This is a genomic window from Ensifer sp. R1-3, assembly GCF_056739175.1.
The window spans coordinates 304,450-323,073 of record NZ_CP096517.1 but is presented as its reverse complement, the minus strand read 5'-3'; the positions used below and the strand labels follow the sequence as shown (position 1 = coordinate 323,073).

Genomic DNA, 18,624 nt, shown 5'->3' with positions numbered 1-18,624 from the left:
CCCCCAGGCCCGCCGTCAGTTTGCGGGTTTTACTTCATAGGCAAGGGTGTACTTGTCGCCGCGCGGCGTGTAAGCGACCGTCTTTCGGGCACCGAGCACGACGTTTTCGTAGTGCATGGGCAGGATCCAGAGATTATCGAAGGTCTGCTTCGACAGCTCCTGCAGCAGCGGGACGCGCTTCACCTCATCGAGTGTCGAGCTCGCGCGGGCGAGCACCTCGTCTATCTTCGGGTCCGACACACCGCCGCCATTATAGCGCCCGGTTCCCTTCTCCTCGTCGCGCGTGGCGACCAGGGCGACCGTCGGATTTGTCGTCTCGCCGGTGTTGACGCCCCACGAGCCGAGATAAGTGCTGTACTGGCCTTCCGCATAGGCTTCCGAATACATGGCCCAGGGCATCACCTCGACCTTGGACTGGATGCCGATGCGCGTGAACATCTGCCCGACGGCCTGGAGCACCTCGGCATCCTTGACGTAGCGGCCGGAGGGGCCGTGCAGCGTCATGCTGAAGCCGTCCGGATAACCCGCCTCTGCCAGGAGTGCCTTTGCGACGGCCGGATCATAGGCGACGCTCTCGACCTTATCGCTATGGCCGGCATAGCCTTCGGCGACGAACTGGTCGGCGACGGTGCCGTTCTTCTGCATGACGCGGTCGACGATGGCAGGGCGATTGATCGACATCAGCATTGCGCGGCGGACGCGGATGTCCTTGAGCGGGTTCTTGCCGAGGTCCGAACCGTCCGTCGCCGTTATGAAGGGCGAGGCGTCGCGGCCCACATCCATGCCGAGATAGACCAGGCGTGAGGACTGGCCGTTGATGATCTGGAGGTTTTCGCTCGCCTCGACTCGCGCCATGCCGTCTGCCGGAAGGGCTTCGATAATGTCGATCTCATCCGACAGAAGCGACGCCAGCCGGGCGCCGTCGTCGGGCAGGAAGCGCAGGGTGACGTTCGACCAGTGTGACGGGCCGGCGAAATAGTTGTCGTTCCGCTTCATCGTCAGGCCGCCGCCCGGTGTATAGGAGACGAAGGAGTAGGCCCCGGTCCCGATCGCGCACTTGCCGCTGTCGAAATCCTGGACCACCGCGTCCTTGCAGTCGGCGCTGATGATGCGGATGCGGCTGACCGAATTGAGGATCAGCGGATCGGGAACCTTGGTCTCGACGATGACGGTGAGCGGGTCCTTGACGCTGACATTCGCGATGTTGCGGGTGTAGGACGCAAAGCCCTGGCTAGGCTTGTCGCGGGCCCGCAGTAGCGAGGCGACGACGTCGGCGGCGTCGAACTCACTTCCGTCATGAAACTTCACGCCCTCACGCAGCTTGAATTCCCAGTGCGTGTCATCGAGAGCCTTCCATTCGGTGGCAAGTTCCGGAGCGTTGGCCGACGTCCCTGTGAGATTAATGAGACTGTCCCAGATGTGCCGGGACGTCGCGTTGTTTGGCGCCGAACTGTCCTCATGCGGATCGAGGGTGGTGGGCGTCGTCGACATGCCGATCGTCAGGGGGGTCTCCTGCGCGGCGGCGAGTGCAGGAATGGCGATCGTGCCGAGCAGAGCGACGGCTGCTCGCGTCAATATATTTGCGGTCATGTTGTTAAATCCCAGTTGGAGTTCCCTGCCGGTCTGATGCCAGCCTTACGAGCGGTTCTGACCCTCTCTTGGAAAAAAGAGTAGGTTCCGAGGACGTTCATTGTCAAACGGAAAACGATCATGTTACGGTCATCGTAACGTTCAATCCCGAGCCATAATCCAGTTATTTCTCTGAAGGAAACTCCCCCGTGGACGATGAGCGAAAACAGGAAAAAATCTCCACGGTTCAATCCGTTGATGTCTGCATTGATGTGCTTCTCGACGTTGCGAAGAATCCGGACTGCAGGTTGGCCGACATCGCCAGAGACATCGGTGAAACCAAGCCAAGAATCTTACGAATGTTACGCACAATGGAACGCCGAGGACTGGTCAGGAAGAGTAGTAGCGGGACTTATCGCCTCGGAAACACCGCGATCGTGCTCGGCACGGCCGCGTCAACGCAGGTTGACTTGGTCAGAATCGCAAACCCGATCCTGGAAGAGCTAGGGCAGAAGGTAAATGAAACGACCCAGCTGAGGATCATCGACAATGGCGAGTCCCTCTGCATCGCCAAGTTCGAGCCGACCCGGGATCTTCGGGTGCATTCTATGATCGGAAGGCGCCGACCGCTTCATGCCGGCTCTTATAAGGTTCTACTCGCCTACCTGCCGCCGCAGGTCCAAGCGCAGATGATTCCCGACAAGCTCGAGCGCTTCACCGCCCGGACCATCACGACCCGCGCCAGGCTGGAGGCGGAGCTGAAACGCGTTCGCGAGGCCGGGCATTGCGTCAGCCGCGGCGAGGTCAGTGATCAGCTTGTGTCGGTATCCGTCCCGGTGCTCGCCTTCGACGGCTCGGTCATTGCTGCCGTGAACATCGCCGCTCCAGCGTTTCGGACACAGGACAGCGACATTCAGCGTTACATCGCTCTATTGAAGAACGCCGCAAGGAAAATATCCGAGGGGCTCGGTTGGTAAAATTGCGACGGCGATAATCCGTTGACGATCTTACCTTGCGATGCGACGGTCCCCTTGGCATTGAGCACTGGCGGTGCACACATGAGACTTGCGAACGACAAACGTTCACCGACCGAGCGCCGTCGACTGCTTCTCCTTATGCGCACCGGACAAGGAGAATCTCGGAGATTGTTAGTCTGCTCGGCCATCGTGCCGGCGGAAGCCCTGGCTGGCACTTGGATACGACCGGCTGGGCATGCCAGTCAGCGGCGACACGATCCTGCGGCAGTTGAAGCGGGATGCCTCGCTCGCCTAGTGCGCTGCATTCCACACGATACATTATGCGATCCCTTCAGCTCAGAACGACGCCAGGGTTCTTCGTCGGAAACGCCATCGCAAACAACGCCCGTTCCCTGCCAGTCAAGTGTGGCGCGGGAGACGAAAGCACCTACAGCAGCGCTGCAAAGATCAGGGCCGCGTAGGTAAGCTGGTGCAGCAGTTGATCGGCTCCGTGCACGGCCCAGTAGGCCCGGGTCGTAGCATCCGCGCGGCTATGTTGTGACAGCAATGCCTTGCCATAGTCTATGGGTTATTATTCATCATACTTGACGTACTCTGGTGCAGCGGTAGCGCGCTACGCTGGGCTGCCTCCCGCATCCAGTATAGGTTCGCCGTGCCCATTTTTGCCGGCGTGCAAGGCGTTTTCTGAATGCTCCCGACTTATCTCGCCACGGAGCCCGACCAAATCGATGAAGTGATCGGCTTCGCGGCGCAGTTCGTCTGAAATCATTGGCGGCCGTGTCGCCATGGTCGACACGACCGAGACCTTGCACCCTTTGCGTTGCAATGCCGCGACAAGACTTGTGAAGTTGCCATCGCCTGAGAAGATCACGAGATGATCGGCCGTCTTTGATATCTCAATCGCGTCGATCGCTAGCTCCACATCCATGTTGCCCTTGACCTTGCGACGCCGAGCGAGTCGGTGAATTCTCTGATGGGTTTGGTCACCACCCGGTATCCGTTATAGTCGAGCCAGTCGATCAGCGGCCGGATTGTGGCCGTTGCCTGGTCCTCCGCCAGCGCGGAATAGTAGTTGGCACGAAGCAGATAGGCTCGCTTCCGAAAAGCCTCAAGCAGCTTGCGAAAATCGATGTCGAAGCCGAGTGCCTTCGAGGCAGCAAAGAGATTGGCGCCGTCGATGAGGACGACTATCTTCTCCCTCTGATCGAACATGGCCGCGGTCTCCTTCAGAGGAGCATTATACGCCAAGAATGCACCACCTCCGCATCCACCTTTCGGCTCATCCTCTCTCTCTCTCTCTCTCTCTCTCTCTCTCTCTCTCTCTCTCTCTCTCTCTCTCTCTCTCTCTCTCTCTGCCGATAGGTTCCGGTTGCCATAAGCGCTTGCCACGGCGAACGGTACATGCCCTCGCACAGCGCCTCCGCCAGCCGTGGCATGCTGTACAAAACCGGCGGAGTCCCGTCCGCTCGGATATATAGGGGAACGATCAAACCTCTGGCAGCGGCAAGCCCGCTGGCAAATCGGCGTCGATCGCGACTTCACGTGGGCGCCCGCGTACGAAGGCCAAGATGGTGAAACACTTGTCCGGCAGTCCCCGCGTTCCAGCGCGGCGAGCCGAAGGCTTTCCCGACCAATCGCCGATCTCCCGCAGCTGCGGGAGATCGGCGCTGCTTACTAGTCGGCGCGGCGCGTGGCGCCAGTCGTGACCAGAGCACGTGGCGTTCCAAACGCGCCACCGAACCAAGCAGCGACCGCGCCAACAACGAGGGAGAAAAAACCTAAGATGGCCCCGCTTGAAACGGCGGTGGCGGCCGTATCGGCGGCTTCGGTCGCCTGTTGCTTGGCGCGTTCGATTGACGCCTTGTAGCTCTCTTCGTATTGTTGAACCTGCGCGCGTGCCTGGTCCACCGGAATGTTCTGTGCCTTTGCAATGGCATCAGCAGCACGATTTCGTGCTTCTTCCGCGGTCGCCTCGTCGCCGGTGACTGCTGCCTGCACAGCGGCGACTGCTGCGTCGCGGAGCGCTGCCGGATCGTTGCCCCCCGTCGCACTTCTGACCTGCCGCTCGATGTCGGCCATTGGATCCGCGGACGTGGCGATTGCCGGTGCGGCGGCAGAGGTGACTGTGGCGGCAGTCTTGCCGACGCCCCCGATGATGCTACTCAGACCGCTGAAGGCACCACCCACCAGCGCGCCGACGGAGGTCGTGAGGAGATAAAGAACGATCAATGTCGTAACGGCCCAACTCGTCAGTCCCTGGTAACTTCCCGTCGTTTTGCTAGGGCGGCCGGAAACCCTGCTGGCGATGTATCCGCCGACGAAGGCCGCAACTATGCCAGAGACGACGAACCAGAGACCGCCGGCAATCGAAAAAGTACTCGGGTTTGGGTTGTCGGTCGTTGTCGGATCGATCACGGCGGCTCCAATGCCGACGCCCAAGAGGTTTAGCAGAAATTGGACCGCGAGCGCGAGCGCGACGCCCGCAAACACTGCTCCCCAAGAGATTTCGTTGGTGGCGGAATTTGCCGAGAGATCAGGAGCGTAAACGGTCTCGCGGGTTTGATGAACGGCGACAGGATCGCTCATGATGGTGTTCCTCCCTTTATGCAACTTGTCTAAAACTAGGCACCCGCGAAAGAGTTCCTTGGCCGCTGGGGGCAAGCTCACCTAGATCAATCCGGGGTGAAGGCTGTAGGGATTACCGCCTAGGCGAGCGCGCTTTGGATATCAAACGCCGTCGGGTCGTCCACCCTCTCCCTAATCTCTTTGGACGAAGCGTGCGGTAGTTTTCCATCGTCGGTCCAGGCGCGATACTCGACCTCGGCGATTAGCACCGGCTCGACGAAGACAGCATCCTTCCTCTTCAGGCTCACCGCGGGCGCTTTCGTCGCCATTCCCTCAAGCAGCGTCCGCAGCTCTCGCGAAAGGTCGCTTGACCAGCCGGTCCCGCAGCCGCCGACGTGGACGAGTTCGTTCTGGCCGGGTTCATCTAATTTTAAGCCTTCAGGTTGACACCGGAGAATATCTACGTTGATATCAACGTTCAGACGCAATTTATAGAGTCCTTAGCGGACGGGCAATCGAGATTGGATCCGCCAGTACGACGGACGCAATTGCCGACAGAGACGGAGGTTACCCACGCCTGATCGCGCACCTCCCGCATCCGAACAAGAAGCGGCCAATAGCGAGCAATCTCCCGGCCGTTTCCGCCCGAAATCCGACTTAACATGGCGACATAAGGAGGTGATCATGAAGATTGTGACCAGCCTTAGCTTCCAAGGGCAATGCCGCGAGGCGTTTGAGTTCTACGCTAAGGTGTTGGGCGGCAAGATCACCGCTTCTCACTCCTACGGTGAAGCCCCGCCCGACATGCCGATCAACGACCCCAAATACAAGAATTGGCTGATGCACTGCTGGCTAGAGGTTGGCGACCAAGCGCTGATGGGCGCTGATATGGACGTCGGATGGGCCCGGAACATTGACAAGCCCAAGAACGGCTTCGATGTCACTCTGCACACCGAGAACAAGGCCGAGGCCCAACGCTGGTTCGATCAGTTGTCCGAAGGGGGCAAGCCAGTCATGCCATTTGCCGAGACCTTCTGGTCGCCTGGCTTCGGTTCGCTGATCGACAGGTTTGGGGTGCCGTGGATGATCAACGTCATTCCGTCGGCTGACTGGCGGCCGCCGCCGGGCTGATGCATGAGGTGGGCTAGTCCACTTGCCGCCGCCGCCGTGGTCGCGTTGCTCGCTGCGGGTGCGGCGACCCTTGTCGGCATGCCGGCCGGTGTTTCAAGCGAGACGATCCAACTCTCGGTGACGAGGACACCCGCCCTCCTGCAGCGCGCCTGGTCGCTGCCGGTCGCGCGGACCTTTCATCATCAGGTTCTCTGGCAATCCAACGCGTCGCGTTGTGGCCCGGCGAGTGTCGCCAATGCATTTCGATCGATCGGCGAAGAGGAAACGACGGAGGCCGCTGTACTCGATGACACCGGCTACTGTTGGACCGGCTTCTGCCTCATCGGTCTGACATTGGATGAACTCGCGGATCTTGCGCGAATGAAGACCAGACGCAGCGTAACGGTGCTCCGAGACCTCACTGCAGACGATTTTCGGCAACACATGAGGCGGTCCAACGACCCAAATCGGCGTTACATCATCAACTTCAATCGAGAGGGCATCTTCCGTGCCGGAAGTGGCCATCACTCGCCGATTGGTGGTTATCTCGAAGCGGAAGACATGGTTTTCGTCCTGGACGTTAACGAAAAATTCAAGCCTTGGCTCGTCGAACGGGAACGCCTATTCAACGCTATGGATACGCTCGATGGCGACCGCAAGCGCGGTCTGATCTTGATCGAATAGCTGTCACTCAGGAGGCCTGGCCGCTGCATGACCGGCAAGGTAGCTCCGATCCAATCACCGTACAGTCGGTCTTCAGCACTCGGTAGACCGACGTCGAAACGGCTGCGCCTTATCACGCGAAGTTCTTGCGAGTTTCGCCGCATGTGCAGTGCTGTTCGGACTGTACGTCGGCCTCTTGTATGAGCCAGATCCGCAGTATTACGATATTCCCGCCGATCTGAACCGCCAGGCGGTCGTCCAGTACTTCACCGGTTATCTCCTCGAAACGGCACTAGCGCTCGACAATATCTTCGTCATTTCGCTGATCTTCACCCACTTCTGCATCCCTCGCGAGTATCAGCACCGTGTGCTGTTCTGGGGGATCATAGGAGCGATCGTGTTTCGCGGGATTTTCATCTCGCTTGGCGCCGCGGTCGTGAATTCCAGGACCTGGGTGCTCTACGTCTTCGCGGTGTTCCTTATCTACACCGGCTGGAAGATGATCACCGGACGCGGCGCGGAGTTCAGGCTTGGGGACAGCAGAATTCTCGCGTTCGCCCGTCGACACCTGCGGGTGACAGACCAACGGCACGGTCACCATTTCTTCGTTCACCTCCCGCATCCCGCGACCGGGCACGCGACACTCTACGCGACACCACTCTTTCTGGCGCTGGCGATGGTTGAAACCGCCGATATCGTTTTCGCCGTAGACTCTGTTCCGGCGATCTTCGCGGTCACGCGTGATCCCTTCATCGTCTACACGTCGAACGTCTTCGCCATCCTTGGCTTGCGCTCGATGTACTTCATGCTCGCCGCGGCGGCGGCGCATTTCAAATACCTGAAGTACGGACTGTCGCTGGTGCTCGTGTTAATTGGGGCGAAGATCATCTGGAATTTTGGCCTTTGAAAAGAGCTCGGCCTGGTGCCTTACCTGGCGCCACAGTGGGCCTTGCTTGTAACGCTGTTTTGATCGGTGGCGCCATCGCCTATTCCGCGCTCCACACCCGCCGCTCTCGTATGAGGCAAAGGGGTTGAGCGCCGGGCTGCCGGGCGCGCGCTTTGCGGGCGTGTTGCCGGAAGGATCCAGTATCGTTGGGAGCTTGCGAAAAGCGCCGCCAAGCCAAGTCTCACAGACCCGTCAGTATTTGGACAGGTCCGGGAGATAATGCTCCGACGATCATGGATCAAACGGCAACATCGGAGTGCATTATCTGAATCTATCCCAAACGTGTGACCTGTCAGGTCGTCGGGGTCGCGCCCGGCGTCGGCTGGAAGGCACCGCGCGCGGTCGTCCCGGCAAGTGTATCGATAAGGGTCGAACGATCACCGGCAATAGACCTCGGTCTTGGTCTCGCGAATGCAGTCGCGAGCATGGCGCTCCCGCCGGGAAAGCCAGGTCTGCTGATTCCGTCCACTTTCCTGCGCAACAACAGGGTTGAACATGAACAGATTTTTGAAGGCAATCGCAGGCACGGCCTGGACAACTGCGCTCGTTTTCGGCGGCTATCTGGGCGTTCTCCAACTCACCGGCAATTTCCACGAGGTGCTGCCGGCGGAGCTCTACCGGTCGGCGCAGCCTTCTGCCGCGGACATCGCGACCTATGCACGGCAATACGGCATCAAAACCATTGTAAACCTCCGTGGCAAGAGCATGGAGGCCTGGTATCTGCAGGAGGTCGAAGCCGCCGGCCACGCCGGCATCACTCATTTCGATTTCCGACTGTCAGCTGCGAAACGGGTGTCGCCGCAGCAGGCGCGGCAGCTGATCGCATTGCTGCAGACCGCACCCAAGCCGATACTCATCCATTGCCAAGCCGGCGCTGATAGAACCGGGCTGGCCTCCATGCTCTATCTTCAGCAGATCGCCGGCACCGACGAAGAGATCTCGGAGCGGCAGCTGTCGGTCCGCTACGGTCACATCGGCCTTCCATACATTTCTGCAGCCTTTGCCATGGATGAAAGCTGGGAGATCCTCGAAGAGGTCCTCTTCGGTCTGACGAGTTGAGGCCTCTGGATAGAACCTACTTCGCTGTCGCCCACCGGGATTGCCGCGAGCTTGCGTCCACCGACTGACACGATCAGGACTTGCGAGCATCGTCCAACCGCGCCATGCTCGGTTCCGACGACCCCGTGATTTTGTGGATATCGGGCACGTCGGAAATCATACCGGATTGGAGGCTAAGCCGTGAGCATAAGAGATCGTCAGGAAGGCTTCGAAAAGAAGTTCGCGATGGACGAGGAAACGAAGTTCAAGGCCATGGCCCGTCGAAATAAGTTGCTCGGCCTGTGGGCCGCCGAAAAGCTCGGCAAAACCGGTACGGATGCGGACGCCTATGCGAAGGAGGTGGTTCAAGCAGACTTCGAAGAGGCCGGGGACAATGATGTGTTCCGCAAGGTGCGCACCGATTTCGATGCGGCCGGCGTAATCCTGTCAGATACTCAGATTCGCAGCATCATGGATGAACTGCTGGCGGCTGCAGTCGAGCAGATCAACAACAGCTGAGCACTGCTTAACCCGATAGAAATCACTTTGCCACGAACGGCAGCGCAGTTCCGATCGATACATCATGCGATCTTAGGATCTTAGAAGCTGAATGGAAACGGCAGCAAGGCGAACAGCATCGACCCGCGGACGGAAGTCGTCGAGCGCGCCTCCGTCGCCGCCGCCCCCGCCTAGTCAGTGCACATCCTTCAGAACTGCACCCCGAGTCTGAGGGCATCCAGCATGGCGGCATGAACAGACCGGCTGCTGACGGCGTCGCCGATCCGGTGCAGTTCGAAACCGGAAGCTGGCCGGGGGCGCAGAGGCGCAGGACCGATCAGGCTTTCGATCTCCGTGATCCCGTCGTTCGCCGAGAGGGGCCGCAATTCGTCGAAGAGGTCGTTCACCGGGACCGTCCCATGCTCGACGATGACCTGGGCGTGGCTCTCGCGGCGTTCCTGGCCCGTGAGGAGGTGGCGCAACACCACCTCGCGCCACCCCTCCCGCGCGTGCACCGAAACCAGTTCGTATTCCAAGAGGACCCGCACGTCATGCCCGGCGAGCGCCTTGCGGTAGGTGATGCTCGAGTGATGCTCCATCTCCGGCGCGATGGAAGTGTCGCGGGCGACGAAAGTCACCGTTCTACCGGTTGCTGCGATCTCGGCGGCGGCCGAGGGCGCGGGATGGCGCCCGGTCGCGTCATAGATCAGCACGTCATCCGCGACCTGCGCGGGATTGCCAAGAGCGTCGAAGACACTGAGGCACAGCTCGCTTCCCCCGACGGACCCGAAATCCGGAATGCCGCCGGTGGCGACGAGAACGAGATCTGGCGCGTCGGCAAGAACGTCCAGCGCCTCCGCATAGACATTGAGCCGGACATCCACCCCGAGGCGCTCCAGCTCGGCAACGCGCCAGTCGACGATGCCGATCAGGTCGCGGCGGAGACGGGCCTTTGCAGCCAGCACGAGCTGCCCGCCAAGCCGGTCCGCCGCTTCCAGGAGCACGACGTGGTGGCCCCGCTCGGCGAGCACCCGCGCAGCCTCCAGCCCTGCTGGCCCGCCGCCCACGACGACTGCCTTGCGCCCGGCATCCGCCGAGCGCCCGATCACCTGCGGCAACCAGGTCTCGCGGCCGGTTGCCGGATTGTGGATGCAATGCACCGGACGATAGAGACAATGCGATGCGCCGACGCACGGCCGGATCTGGTCCTGCCTGCCCGAGCGCAGTTTGTTGACGATCTGCGGATCTGCCATATGCGCACGCGTCATGCCGACCATGTCGACCAGCCCCGCGTCGATCGCGTAGCGCGCGGTCGCGACATCCGCGATCTTGGCAGCGTGGAAGACCGGCAGGCTCGTTTCCGCCTTGAACGTCCCGACTTGGCGCAGCCATGGCGCGGATGCCGCCGTCATGTCGGGAATGTTATAGACTAGCAGGTTGAGGCGGGTGTCGAACCGGCCGAAGATGCAGTTGAAGAAATCGACCAGCCCTTCCCGCTCCAGCCTGTTAGCAACGGTGACTGCCTCGGCAAAGCTCAGGCCGTCCTTGTGATCCTCATCGATCGTGTAGCGGATGCCGACCGGATAATTGCTTCCCACTTGCTGGCGGATCTCTTCGTAAACCATGCGCAGGAAGCGCATCCGGTTTTCAAGGGAGCCGCCGAATTCATCGGTGCGGCGATTGACCATCGGCGACAGGAACTGCCCGATCAGGTGGCCTCCGGTCATCGTCTCGATGCCGTCGAGACCGCCCTCGCGCGCCCGTCGCGCCGCATGGCCAAAGTCTCGCACAATGCGCGCGATATCATGGCTGTCCATCTCATGGGCGAAGTTGCGGTTATAATCCTCGCGGGAATGGGAGGGGCCGAGCGCGGGAAGCCACGCGCCGACCGTGGCATTCGCCCGCCGGCCGACATGGGAGATCTGGCACATGAGCGCCGCCCCATGGCCGTGGATGCGCTCGGAAAAGGTGCGGAACGCCGGGATGACCGCATCGCTCGACACGTCGAGCTGCGTGCCGCCCCAGCTCGTATCGGCGGAGATGCGCGCCGAGCCGCCGAACATCGTCAGCGCGACGCCGCCCTTGGCCTTCTCCTCGTGATAACGCTGATAGGCTTCCAGCGGGTGCCCGCCCTCCTCGAGGGCGGTCTCGTGACTGGTGCTCATGATCCGGTTGCGCAGAGTAAGCCGGCCAAGCTGCAGCGGTCGCAGCAACGCATCGGCCCTGCCTGCCGGCGCAGCGGCTGGGTTTTGCTCCTCCATGTCCGAGCCCTCCCCGCCTATTCCGAACCGAGGGCCTTGCGCATGGCCTTGACGCATTGTTTCAGCGGCGGGGTAGGATCAACATTGTATTTCCAGTTGGTCAGCTCGATCGTCAGCGATCCTTCGTAATTCTGGCTGCGTAGATAGGCGATCAGCTTGTCGAGATCGATGATGCCATCGCCCCAGGCGAGGTGGCTACCGCCGGCATCGGAATCGGTGAAATGCACATGCGCCACGCGGCCGGCGAGATGGGTGAAATAGTCCTCCGGCGTCTCACGTGTCATTACCGCGCCGGCCACGTCGTAGACCGCGTGAAGCGCGGGGCTCTTAAGCTTGTCCATCAGTTCGCGGATTTCCCGGGCCGAGCGGATGATGTTGGCAAAGGTGTCCGGCAGGGATTCCATCCAGAGATCGATGCCGAGTTTCTGCGCGCGGTCGCAGAGAATGCCCATGGAGTCGGCACAGCGCTCCAGTGCCTGTTCCGTCGGCTCGTCGCGATAGCCGCCGCCTGCGGTGACCAGAAGCGCCGGGGCGCCGCATTCGATGGCAAATTCCATCGACTCCAGGAAGTAGCGCAGCGAGCGGTCGCGCAGCTCCGGCTCCCTCGCGGAGATATTGATCGGGTAGATGCATTGCTCAGGCGTGAAGGCAACGATGTTGAGGCCCATGCCACGCACTTTCCGTCCCAGAGCCCGCGCGTCGGCTAGCGTCTTGTCGCCGATATAGAAATGCGGCGCGGCCGCCCAAAGCTCGATACGCGAAACCCCGGCATCGCAGACATCGGCCAGAAACCGGTCCATCGTATGCCGCACATAGTGAAAATTCATCACGCTGATATTGCGCTCATCAAGTGCCATATTCTGTCCTCTCTAGTGATCGCCGATGCGGCAACTTCAGCTTACTTATGCGAACGTTCTCATTCGATTCTGCAGGTCTGCGCGCCGCTTCATGGCGGCTAAGATGTCCGAACACTGAATTCGGTTGTCGTCTCGTCGATGAAATCGGCGATCTTTGCCGCCGTCTCTTCAGGCGTCCAGCCGAGATGCGGCGCCGCAAGCTTCGCGGCCCCTTCCACATGGCGTAGGCCGAGATCCGGCTCCCAGCCGACGGAAAGGCGGCGGCGCAGGATATCTGAGAGCGTGCGCGCCTGCTCGTTGAGGACAGCATGGGCGACCGAGGCTTCCGTGACTTGGTCCATATCCGGAAGATGCAGCGACGGCTCATCGAGCTGGCGCGGCGGGCCGGAAGGTCTTAGCCGGCGCGTAACGGCGCGCTTCAGCCGCCGCCCGGCATCACGGTGGGTCATCAGCAGCCCACCGGTGAAAGTGAAGACATTAGGCAAGCCCTCATGGGTGAGATCATGCTCGCGGACGACGGGCGCGGACCCCTTGCCGTCCCTGGCAAGGCTGCGCGGCCGCACGCCAGCCCAGGCATAGAGCACATCCTCGCGCTTCAGGCCGAAACTCGGGAACAGGCGGCTGAGCTGATCGAGAATGGCGGCGATCTCCGCCTCCGTCGCGCGAAAGCCTTCCGGCCTGCCATCCGAGGCAGAATCCCACGGGCCGACATAATGAAGCTCGCCCCAGGGGATTAGATAGAAGGGTGCACCCGCCGCCGTCACGGTCTCGAAGCCGATGCCGCGCAGGCCCTCCGGCAGGCGGACAACGATGTTAGTGCCCTTCTCGCCGGTATTCTTGCGAATATGCGGTGCCCCCGCCAGCGCAGTGACCTCATCGATCCAGACGCCCGCGCAATTGACGACCGCACGCGCTAGAACATCGCGCGATCCCTCGGCGGCCGTCAGAGTGACCCGCCAGAGATCGCCCTCCCGCGCCAGCCCCCTCACGGCCGTATGGTTCAGCGCCTCCATGCCGATCGCCCGCGCCTTCATCACCGTATCGACCACAATGCGCTCCGGCCAGTGATACTGGTATTCGGTGAAGCTCATCGCCCCGCGAATGCTCTTGAGCCCCACCATGCCCTGAAGCGCCGGATGCGCCCGCGCCTCTTCAGCGGAAAGGATGCGAAGGTTGAGCGGCACCTTGCCGCCGTCGCTTGCCGCCATCAGACGAAAAGCCAGGCGGGCTTTCCAGCGGGGAATGGCGTTTTCCGGCGTCAGCGGAATGATGAAGGTGACGGGCTTCACCCGCTCGGGCGCCAGACGCACGAACTCCGCCCGCCCCTGCATCGAGCGGCGCATGAGGCTGACGCACTCGATCGCGCTGCGCGGGTGGGCCAGAAAGGCAGCAATCGATCCGCTGGCGGCAGAAAGGTAGCCGAGCCCGCAATGCTGCAACCGCGAGGTCTTGCTGGAGGTGCCCGCGCCATAGTCGCCGCGCTCGACCAGCAGCGTGCGATAGCCCGCCGCCGTCAGGTGCTGACCAGCCGCCGCGGCGATGATGCCGCCGCCGATAACCACGGTGTCGTACATCTCGGTCACGCTCCACTCCCGCCCATCGCCGCAGCGATGACATTCCCGTTCCATGTGAGAACGTTCGCAAAGTTCGGGCCGAGGTGTCAAGGTCCGCTTGACACCGTCGCGAATTTTACAATACGTATTATGACGTCATATAGAAAGGTACGACCATGTCCCTCCCCTCCGCCTTTGACGCCGGCGTCGTTGCGGCGCTTTCCGCCCTAGACGCAAAATCGGTGAAGCATGTGTTCTTCATCGCCTGCGGCGGCTCGCTGTCGATCATGCATCCGGCCAAGTTCCTGCTCGACCAGCACGCGCCGCTGCCGTCAGACATCTATAATGCCGCCGAGTTCGTCGCCCGCGCTCCGCGCTCGCTCGACCGGAATGCGCTGGTCATTCTCTGCTCGATGACCGGCACCACGAAGGAAACCACCGCCGCGGCCGAATTCGCCCGTTCGAAAGGCGCCACCACCATCGGCCTGACGGTGGAGCCCGCCTCCCCCCTCGCGGAGGCGGTCGACCATGTTGTCGGCTTCGAAGCGCCCTACACGACCGGCGTGCCGATCGATGCGAAGAACAGCAATTATTCGCGGATCTACCAGATCGTGATGGGTCTCGTTGCGCTCACCGGCGGCGAAGACTTGACCGAGACGCTGATCGACAGCCTTGTTGCCCTGCAGCCAGCAATCGACCGGGCGCACGCCACCTTCGCGCCGATGTTCGAGGACTATGCGCCGCGGTTTGCCAAGGAAGACGTGGTCTACACGGTCGCCAGCGGCGCGAGCTACGGCGCGGCCTATTCCTTCGCGATCTGCGTGCTCATGGAAATGCAGTGGATCAACAGCCAGGCGATCCATGCCAACGAGTTCTTCCACGGCCCCTTCGAGGTGCTGGACAAGAACCGCGCCTTCATCCTGATGAAGGGTCTCGACAGCACGCGGCCGCTCGAACAGCGCGCCGACGAATTCCTGCAACGCTTCGGCTCGGCCGAGAACATCCTGGTGCTGGATGCTGAAAAGCTCGATCTCTCCGGCATCGACCCGCAGTTCCGGGGCAACGTCGTGCCACTGATCTTCTTCGACACGCTCTGGCGTTTCGCCTATAAGATCGCCGACCTGCGCAAGCACGAAATGCTTGAGGCGCGGCGCTACATGAAGAAGATCAGCTACTGAAAAGGCCTGGAAGGGCGGATGCAAGATCAAGCCAACCTTTTGCCGCTCTACGAACAGGTCCGGCGCGAGATCCTGGCCGGCATCGAAACCGGCCAGTTCGCCGAGGGCAGCTTTCTGCCCCCCGAGCCGGAGCTGATGGCGCGGTATGGCGTCAGCCGGATCACCATCAGGCGCGCCATCGGCGAGCTTTGCGGCGACGGCCGCCTGCAGCGGCAGCAGGGCCGCGGCACCTTGGTCATGCCGGGCAAGGTGCGCCAGACGCTCGTTTCCCTCTCCGGCTTTTCCGAAACGATGGACGGGCTCGGCCGAAAAGCCAGCCATCGCATCCTTGCTCGGACCGACAATCCCGATGCGCCGGCCATCCGCGCCCGGATGCAGGCGGAAGCCCTGATCCGCTTCGACCGGCTGCTGGAGGACGACGGCAGGCCGATGACGCTCGAAACCCTCTGGTTCGACGCGGCGCGCTTTCCCGATGTGGTAGAGACGGTCGCCGCCGGCGGCTCCTTCTTCGCCGCCTTGCGCGACAAGGCCGGCATTGAGCCGGCCCATGCAGAGCGGCAGATCGACGTCAACCTCGCCTCGGCCAGCGAGCGCGCCATTCTTTCCGTCAGCGCCGCCCAGCCCGTCTACCGCATCGAAAAGATAGTCACCGACGCCGAGGGGCGCCCGCTCGCTTTGTCGCAGCTCGTCACCCCAAGCCATCTGGTCACCTACACGATCAAGTCCTGAAAGGTTCGACATGCATGTTTTTGACGCAGCCGCCGTTCACGCGGCGCTTTCCTGGCAGTTTCTGATCGAGGCACTGCGCAAGGCGCATCTCGGGGAAATGCCTGCCTCCGAGGTCGTGGTGCAATCTGACCCAGGCGGCGGCGAAGCCCAATTCGTCACGCTGCCCGGTTGGGCAAATGGCGGCCCGATCGTCGTGAAGATGGTCGGCGTCTTTCCACAGAACACGAGCCTCACGCCACCACAGCCGGCCGTTCAAGGGCTGGTGGCGCTATTCGACAGCAAGACCGGCGGGCCGCTGCTTATCGCCGATGGCGCAGCCATGACGGCGCGCAAGACAGCCGCGGATTCCGCTCTCGGCGCAGCCATCCTGGCCCGCGAGGACGTCGAAGACCTTCTGGTCGTCGGCGCCGGTGCGCTCGCTCCGCATTTCGCCGAAGCGCATCTCGCCGCACGCCCCTCGCTGCGGCGGGTCACGATCTGGAACCGCACCCCCTCCAGGGCCGAGGCTGTCGCAGCCCAGCTTCGGGAGAAGGGCATCGACGCCGTGGTCGGCGACGATCTCGATGACGCCGTCGCCCGCGCCGACGTGGTGTCTTGCGTCACCATGTCGGACAAGGCGCTGGTCAAGGGCACGCTTCTGCGGCCCGGCGCCCATCTCGATCTCGTCGGTGCCTATCTGCCTCATCTTCGAGAAGCGGACAACGCGGCCCTGACGCGCGGCACGATCTTCGTCGACAGCCGCAACAACATGCAGGGCGGGGGCGATCTTTCGCAGGCCGTCGCATCCGGCGCAATTACCTGGAATGCCGTAGAGGCCGATCTTTTCGAGCTCGTGCAGCGGAAAAGAGAAGGCCGCACCGGCGCTGATCAGATCACCGTGTTCAAGAACAACGGCGGCGCCCATCTCGACCTTTTCACCGCCGCTGCTCTTTTGCAGACGCTCGGCTGACGCCTTAGGCGTCCGCCAGAACCCGTGCCAGAAAGGCCCGCGTGCGGTCGTGCTGCGGGCGCGTCAGCACGTCGACTGGCTGCCCCTGCTCGACGATCACCCCACCGTCCATGAAGATCAGGTGATCGGCGACGTCCCGCGCAAATCCCATTTCGTGCGTGACGACGACCATGGTCATGCCGTCGTCCGCAAGCTGACGCATCACGGCGAGAACCTCGCCGACGAGCTCTGGGTCGAGCGCCGAAGTCGGCTCGTCGAAGAGCATGACATCCGGCTTCATCGCCAGCGAACGTGCGATGGCCGCACGCTGCTGCTGGCCGCCGGAGAGCTGCGCCGGATAGTAGGTCGCGCGGTCCTTCATGCCAACGCGCTCCAGAAGCACCATCGCCTCGTCGACCGCCGTGGCGCGCGGCACGCGCTTGACCTGCACCGGCGCCTCGATGACGTTTTCGAGCACGGTCTTGTGCGGAAAGAGATGGAAGCCTTGGAAGACCATGCCCATCCGCTGACGCTGGCGGGCTAGCTCGTTGAAGCTCATCTCGTAGAGTTTCTCGCCCTTCCAGCGCACGCCGACGGGCTCGCCGCGCAGGAAGATCGCGCCGCCGGTCGGCTTTTCGAGATAGTTGAGACAGCGCAGAAGCGTGCTCTTGCCGGAGCCGGAGGGCCCGACGATGCAGGTCACGTCGCCGCGCATCACCGCGACGTCGATCCCGCGCAGCACCTCATGCGCGCCGAAACTCTTGCGCAGGCGCTCGACCTTCAGCAGCGGCTCGGCAGTCATTTGGTCGTTCATCATATGGCCTCCCGCTGGCGTGCGAAGAGCCGGCATGGGAAAAACCCGCCCGCCTTCTTCGCGCCGGCGTGGTGTTCGGATTTCAATCGGTGCTCGACGGCATGTTCGACGACCGTCAGGACCGTGGTGAGCACGAGATACCAGATCGTCGCGACGAGCAGCAACGGCACGGTCTGGTAGGTGCGCGCATAAACCATCTGGGCGGAATAGAGCAGATCGGGCAGCGCCAGCACAGAGACGAGCGAGGTGAATTTCAGCATCGAGATCGTGTCGTTGCCGATCGGCGGAATGACGATGCGTAGCGCCTGCGGCAGCACGATGCGGCGCAACGTCTGCCCGCGCTTCATGCCGAGCGTGGCGGCCGCTTCCGTCTGGCCTGCATTCACGGCCTGGATGCCAGCGCGGATCATTTCGGCGGCATAGGCGCTCTCGGTGAAGGCAAGGCCCATGATCGCGGCGCTGAAAGGGGTGATGAGCTGGTTGGTGTTCCAGGAAAGGAGCTTCGGCCCGCCGAAGGGAATGCCGATCGAGATTTCGGGCAGGAGAAGCGCCAGGTTGTACCAGAAGATCATTTGGACCAGCGGCGGCACGCCTCGGAAGAACCAGATCCACCCCCAGCTGACGACCTGGAAGACGCGGCTGGCCGACAGGCGCATGATGGCAAGCACGACGCCAATCGCGAGGCCGAGAACCATGGCGAGGAACGTCAGGAGCAGCGTCATGCCGAGGCCCGACAGGATGGCCGGGCTGAACATGTATTCGGCGACGACGCTCCATTGCATGTTCTTGTTGGTGACGAGCACTTGCAGGAAGACGACGGCCAGGATGGCAAGGACCACGCCGCCGATCCAGTGGCCGACCTTCGGCACCGCGATGGGCTTGACGTCGTGGATCGAGGGGCGGTGTAACGGTTCTTGAGACATTGTCATATCCTGTGC

General features: G+C 62.0%; 16 protein-coding genes and 3 pseudogenes. 10 read left to right on the top strand and 9 right to left on the bottom strand.

Annotated features, from left to right (window positions below; translation table 11 throughout):
- Positions 1-15: 15 nt before the first annotated feature.
- Positions 16-1,590 (bottom strand): ABC transporter substrate-binding protein, encoded by a 1,575-nt coding sequence (locus tag M1D43_RS26550; protein ID WP_017277186.1) that lies wholly within the window; start codon positions 1,588-1,590, stop codon positions 16-18.
- A gap of 188 nt (positions 1,591-1,778) precedes the next feature.
- On the opposite strand from M1D43_RS26550, the gene M1D43_RS26545 reads away from it, so the two are divergent.
- Together M1D43_RS26545 and M1D43_RS26540 are read left to right on the top strand one after the other, a co-directional pair.
- Positions 1,779-2,546, top strand: coding sequence for an IclR family transcriptional regulator (locus M1D43_RS26545; protein ID WP_017277185.1), 768 nt, complete (start codon positions 1,779-1,781; stop codon positions 2,544-2,546).
- Positions 2,547-2,605: 59 nt separating this feature from the next.
- Positions 2,606-2,838 (top strand): annotated as a pseudogene (locus tag M1D43_RS26540) (ISL3 family transposase); the annotation flags it as partial.
- Between the two features lie 321 nt (positions 2,839-3,159).
- Here the strand turns inward: M1D43_RS26540 and M1D43_RS26535 are convergent.
- The 3 genes and pseudogenes from M1D43_RS26535 to M1D43_RS26525 form a co-directional block, all read right to left on the bottom strand.
- Positions 3,160-3,758, bottom strand: a pseudogene (locus M1D43_RS26535) (LabA-like NYN domain-containing protein).
- A gap of 462 nt (positions 3,759-4,220) precedes the next feature.
- Complete coding sequence (locus tag M1D43_RS26530) at positions 4,221-5,132, bottom strand: hypothetical protein (RefSeq protein WP_017277184.1); 912 nt, start codon at positions 5,130-5,132, stop codon at positions 4,221-4,223.
- A 119-nt stretch (positions 5,133-5,251) separates the two neighbouring features.
- A pseudogene (locus tag M1D43_RS26525) lies at positions 5,252-5,521 on the bottom strand (ATP dependent DNA ligase); the annotation flags it as partial.
- A 274-nt stretch (positions 5,522-5,795) separates the two neighbouring features.
- Between M1D43_RS26525 and M1D43_RS26520 the strand changes: the two are divergent.
- From M1D43_RS26520 to M1D43_RS26500, 5 genes are all read left to right on the top strand, one after another.
- The gene (locus M1D43_RS26520) at positions 5,796-6,242 is read left to right on the top strand and encodes a VOC family protein (protein WP_017277182.1); all 447 of its coding nucleotides are present in this window, start codon (positions 5,796-5,798) and stop codon (positions 6,240-6,242) included.
- A gap of 3 nt (positions 6,243-6,245) precedes the next feature.
- The gene (locus tag M1D43_RS26515) at positions 6,246-6,905 is read left to right on the top strand and encodes a phytochelatin synthase family protein (protein WP_026030194.1); all 660 of its coding nucleotides are present in this window, start codon (positions 6,246-6,248) and stop codon (positions 6,903-6,905) included.
- Positions 6,906-7,053: 148 nt separating this feature from the next.
- Positions 7,054-7,791, top strand: coding sequence for a TerC/Alx family metal homeostasis membrane protein (locus tag M1D43_RS26510; RefSeq protein WP_017277180.1), 738 nt, complete (start codon positions 7,054-7,056; stop codon positions 7,789-7,791).
- Positions 7,792-8,325: 534 nt separating this feature from the next.
- A complete protein-coding gene (locus M1D43_RS26505) occupies positions 8,326-8,889 on the top strand; it encodes a dual specificity protein phosphatase family protein (RefSeq protein ID WP_026030193.1) in 564 nt (187 codons plus the stop codon).
- Between the two features lie 180 nt (positions 8,890-9,069).
- On the top strand, positions 9,070-9,387 hold the full coding sequence (locus M1D43_RS26500; RefSeq protein WP_017277177.1) for a DUF1476 domain-containing protein: 318 nt from the start codon (positions 9,070-9,072) through the stop codon (positions 9,385-9,387).
- Between the two features lie 188 nt (positions 9,388-9,575).
- Here M1D43_RS26500 and M1D43_RS26495 read toward each other — a convergent pair whose 3' ends face one another.
- The 3 genes from M1D43_RS26495 to M1D43_RS26485 all read right to left on the bottom strand — a co-directional run bounded on the left by M1D43_RS26495 (position 9,576) and on the right by M1D43_RS26485 (position 14,067).
- The gene (locus M1D43_RS26495; protein ID WP_127637995.1) at positions 9,576-11,627 is read right to left on the bottom strand and encodes an NADH:flavin oxidoreductase; all 2,052 of its coding nucleotides are present in this window, start codon (positions 11,625-11,627) and stop codon (positions 9,576-9,578) included.
- Positions 11,628-11,644: 17 nt separating this feature from the next.
- Positions 11,645-12,484: a sugar phosphate isomerase/epimerase family protein gene (locus tag M1D43_RS26490; protein ID WP_017277175.1), complete on the bottom strand. Its 840-nt coding sequence runs from the start codon at positions 12,482-12,484 to the stop codon at positions 11,645-11,647.
- Positions 12,485-12,582: 98 nt separating this feature from the next.
- The gene (locus tag M1D43_RS26485) at positions 12,583-14,067 is read right to left on the bottom strand and encodes an FAD-dependent oxidoreductase (protein ID WP_026030192.1); all 1,485 of its coding nucleotides are present in this window, start codon (positions 14,065-14,067) and stop codon (positions 12,583-12,585) included.
- A 146-nt stretch (positions 14,068-14,213) separates the two neighbouring features.
- On the opposite strand from M1D43_RS26485, the gene M1D43_RS26480 reads away from it, so the two are divergent.
- From M1D43_RS26480 to M1D43_RS26470, 3 genes are read left to right on the top strand one after another with little or no spacing between them, the layout of a single operon-like run.
- The gene (locus tag M1D43_RS26480) at positions 14,214-15,215 is read left to right on the top strand and encodes an SIS domain-containing protein (protein ID WP_017277173.1); all 1,002 of its coding nucleotides are present in this window, start codon (positions 14,214-14,216) and stop codon (positions 15,213-15,215) included.
- Between the two features lie 18 nt (positions 15,216-15,233).
- On the top strand, positions 15,234-15,944 hold the full coding sequence (locus M1D43_RS26475) for a GntR family transcriptional regulator (RefSeq protein WP_127637997.1): 711 nt from the start codon (positions 15,234-15,236) through the stop codon (positions 15,942-15,944).
- 10 nt (positions 15,945-15,954) lie between these two features.
- The gene (locus M1D43_RS26470; protein ID WP_127637998.1) at positions 15,955-16,893 is read left to right on the top strand and encodes an ornithine cyclodeaminase; all 939 of its coding nucleotides are present in this window, start codon (positions 15,955-15,957) and stop codon (positions 16,891-16,893) included.
- A 4-nt stretch (positions 16,894-16,897) separates the two neighbouring features.
- On the opposite strand, the gene M1D43_RS26465 is transcribed toward M1D43_RS26470, so the two are convergent.
- A complete protein-coding gene (locus M1D43_RS26465; RefSeq protein WP_020479932.1) occupies positions 16,898-17,689 on the bottom strand; it encodes an amino acid ABC transporter ATP-binding protein in 792 nt (263 codons plus the stop codon).
- Positions 17,686-18,609, bottom strand: a complete 924-nt coding sequence (locus M1D43_RS26460; RefSeq protein WP_026030191.1) for an amino acid ABC transporter permease — start codon at positions 18,607-18,609, stop codon at positions 17,686-17,688. The genes M1D43_RS26465 and M1D43_RS26460 overlap by 4 nt, the downstream gene beginning before the upstream one ends.
- Between the last annotated feature and the right edge of the window lie 15 nt (positions 18,610-18,624).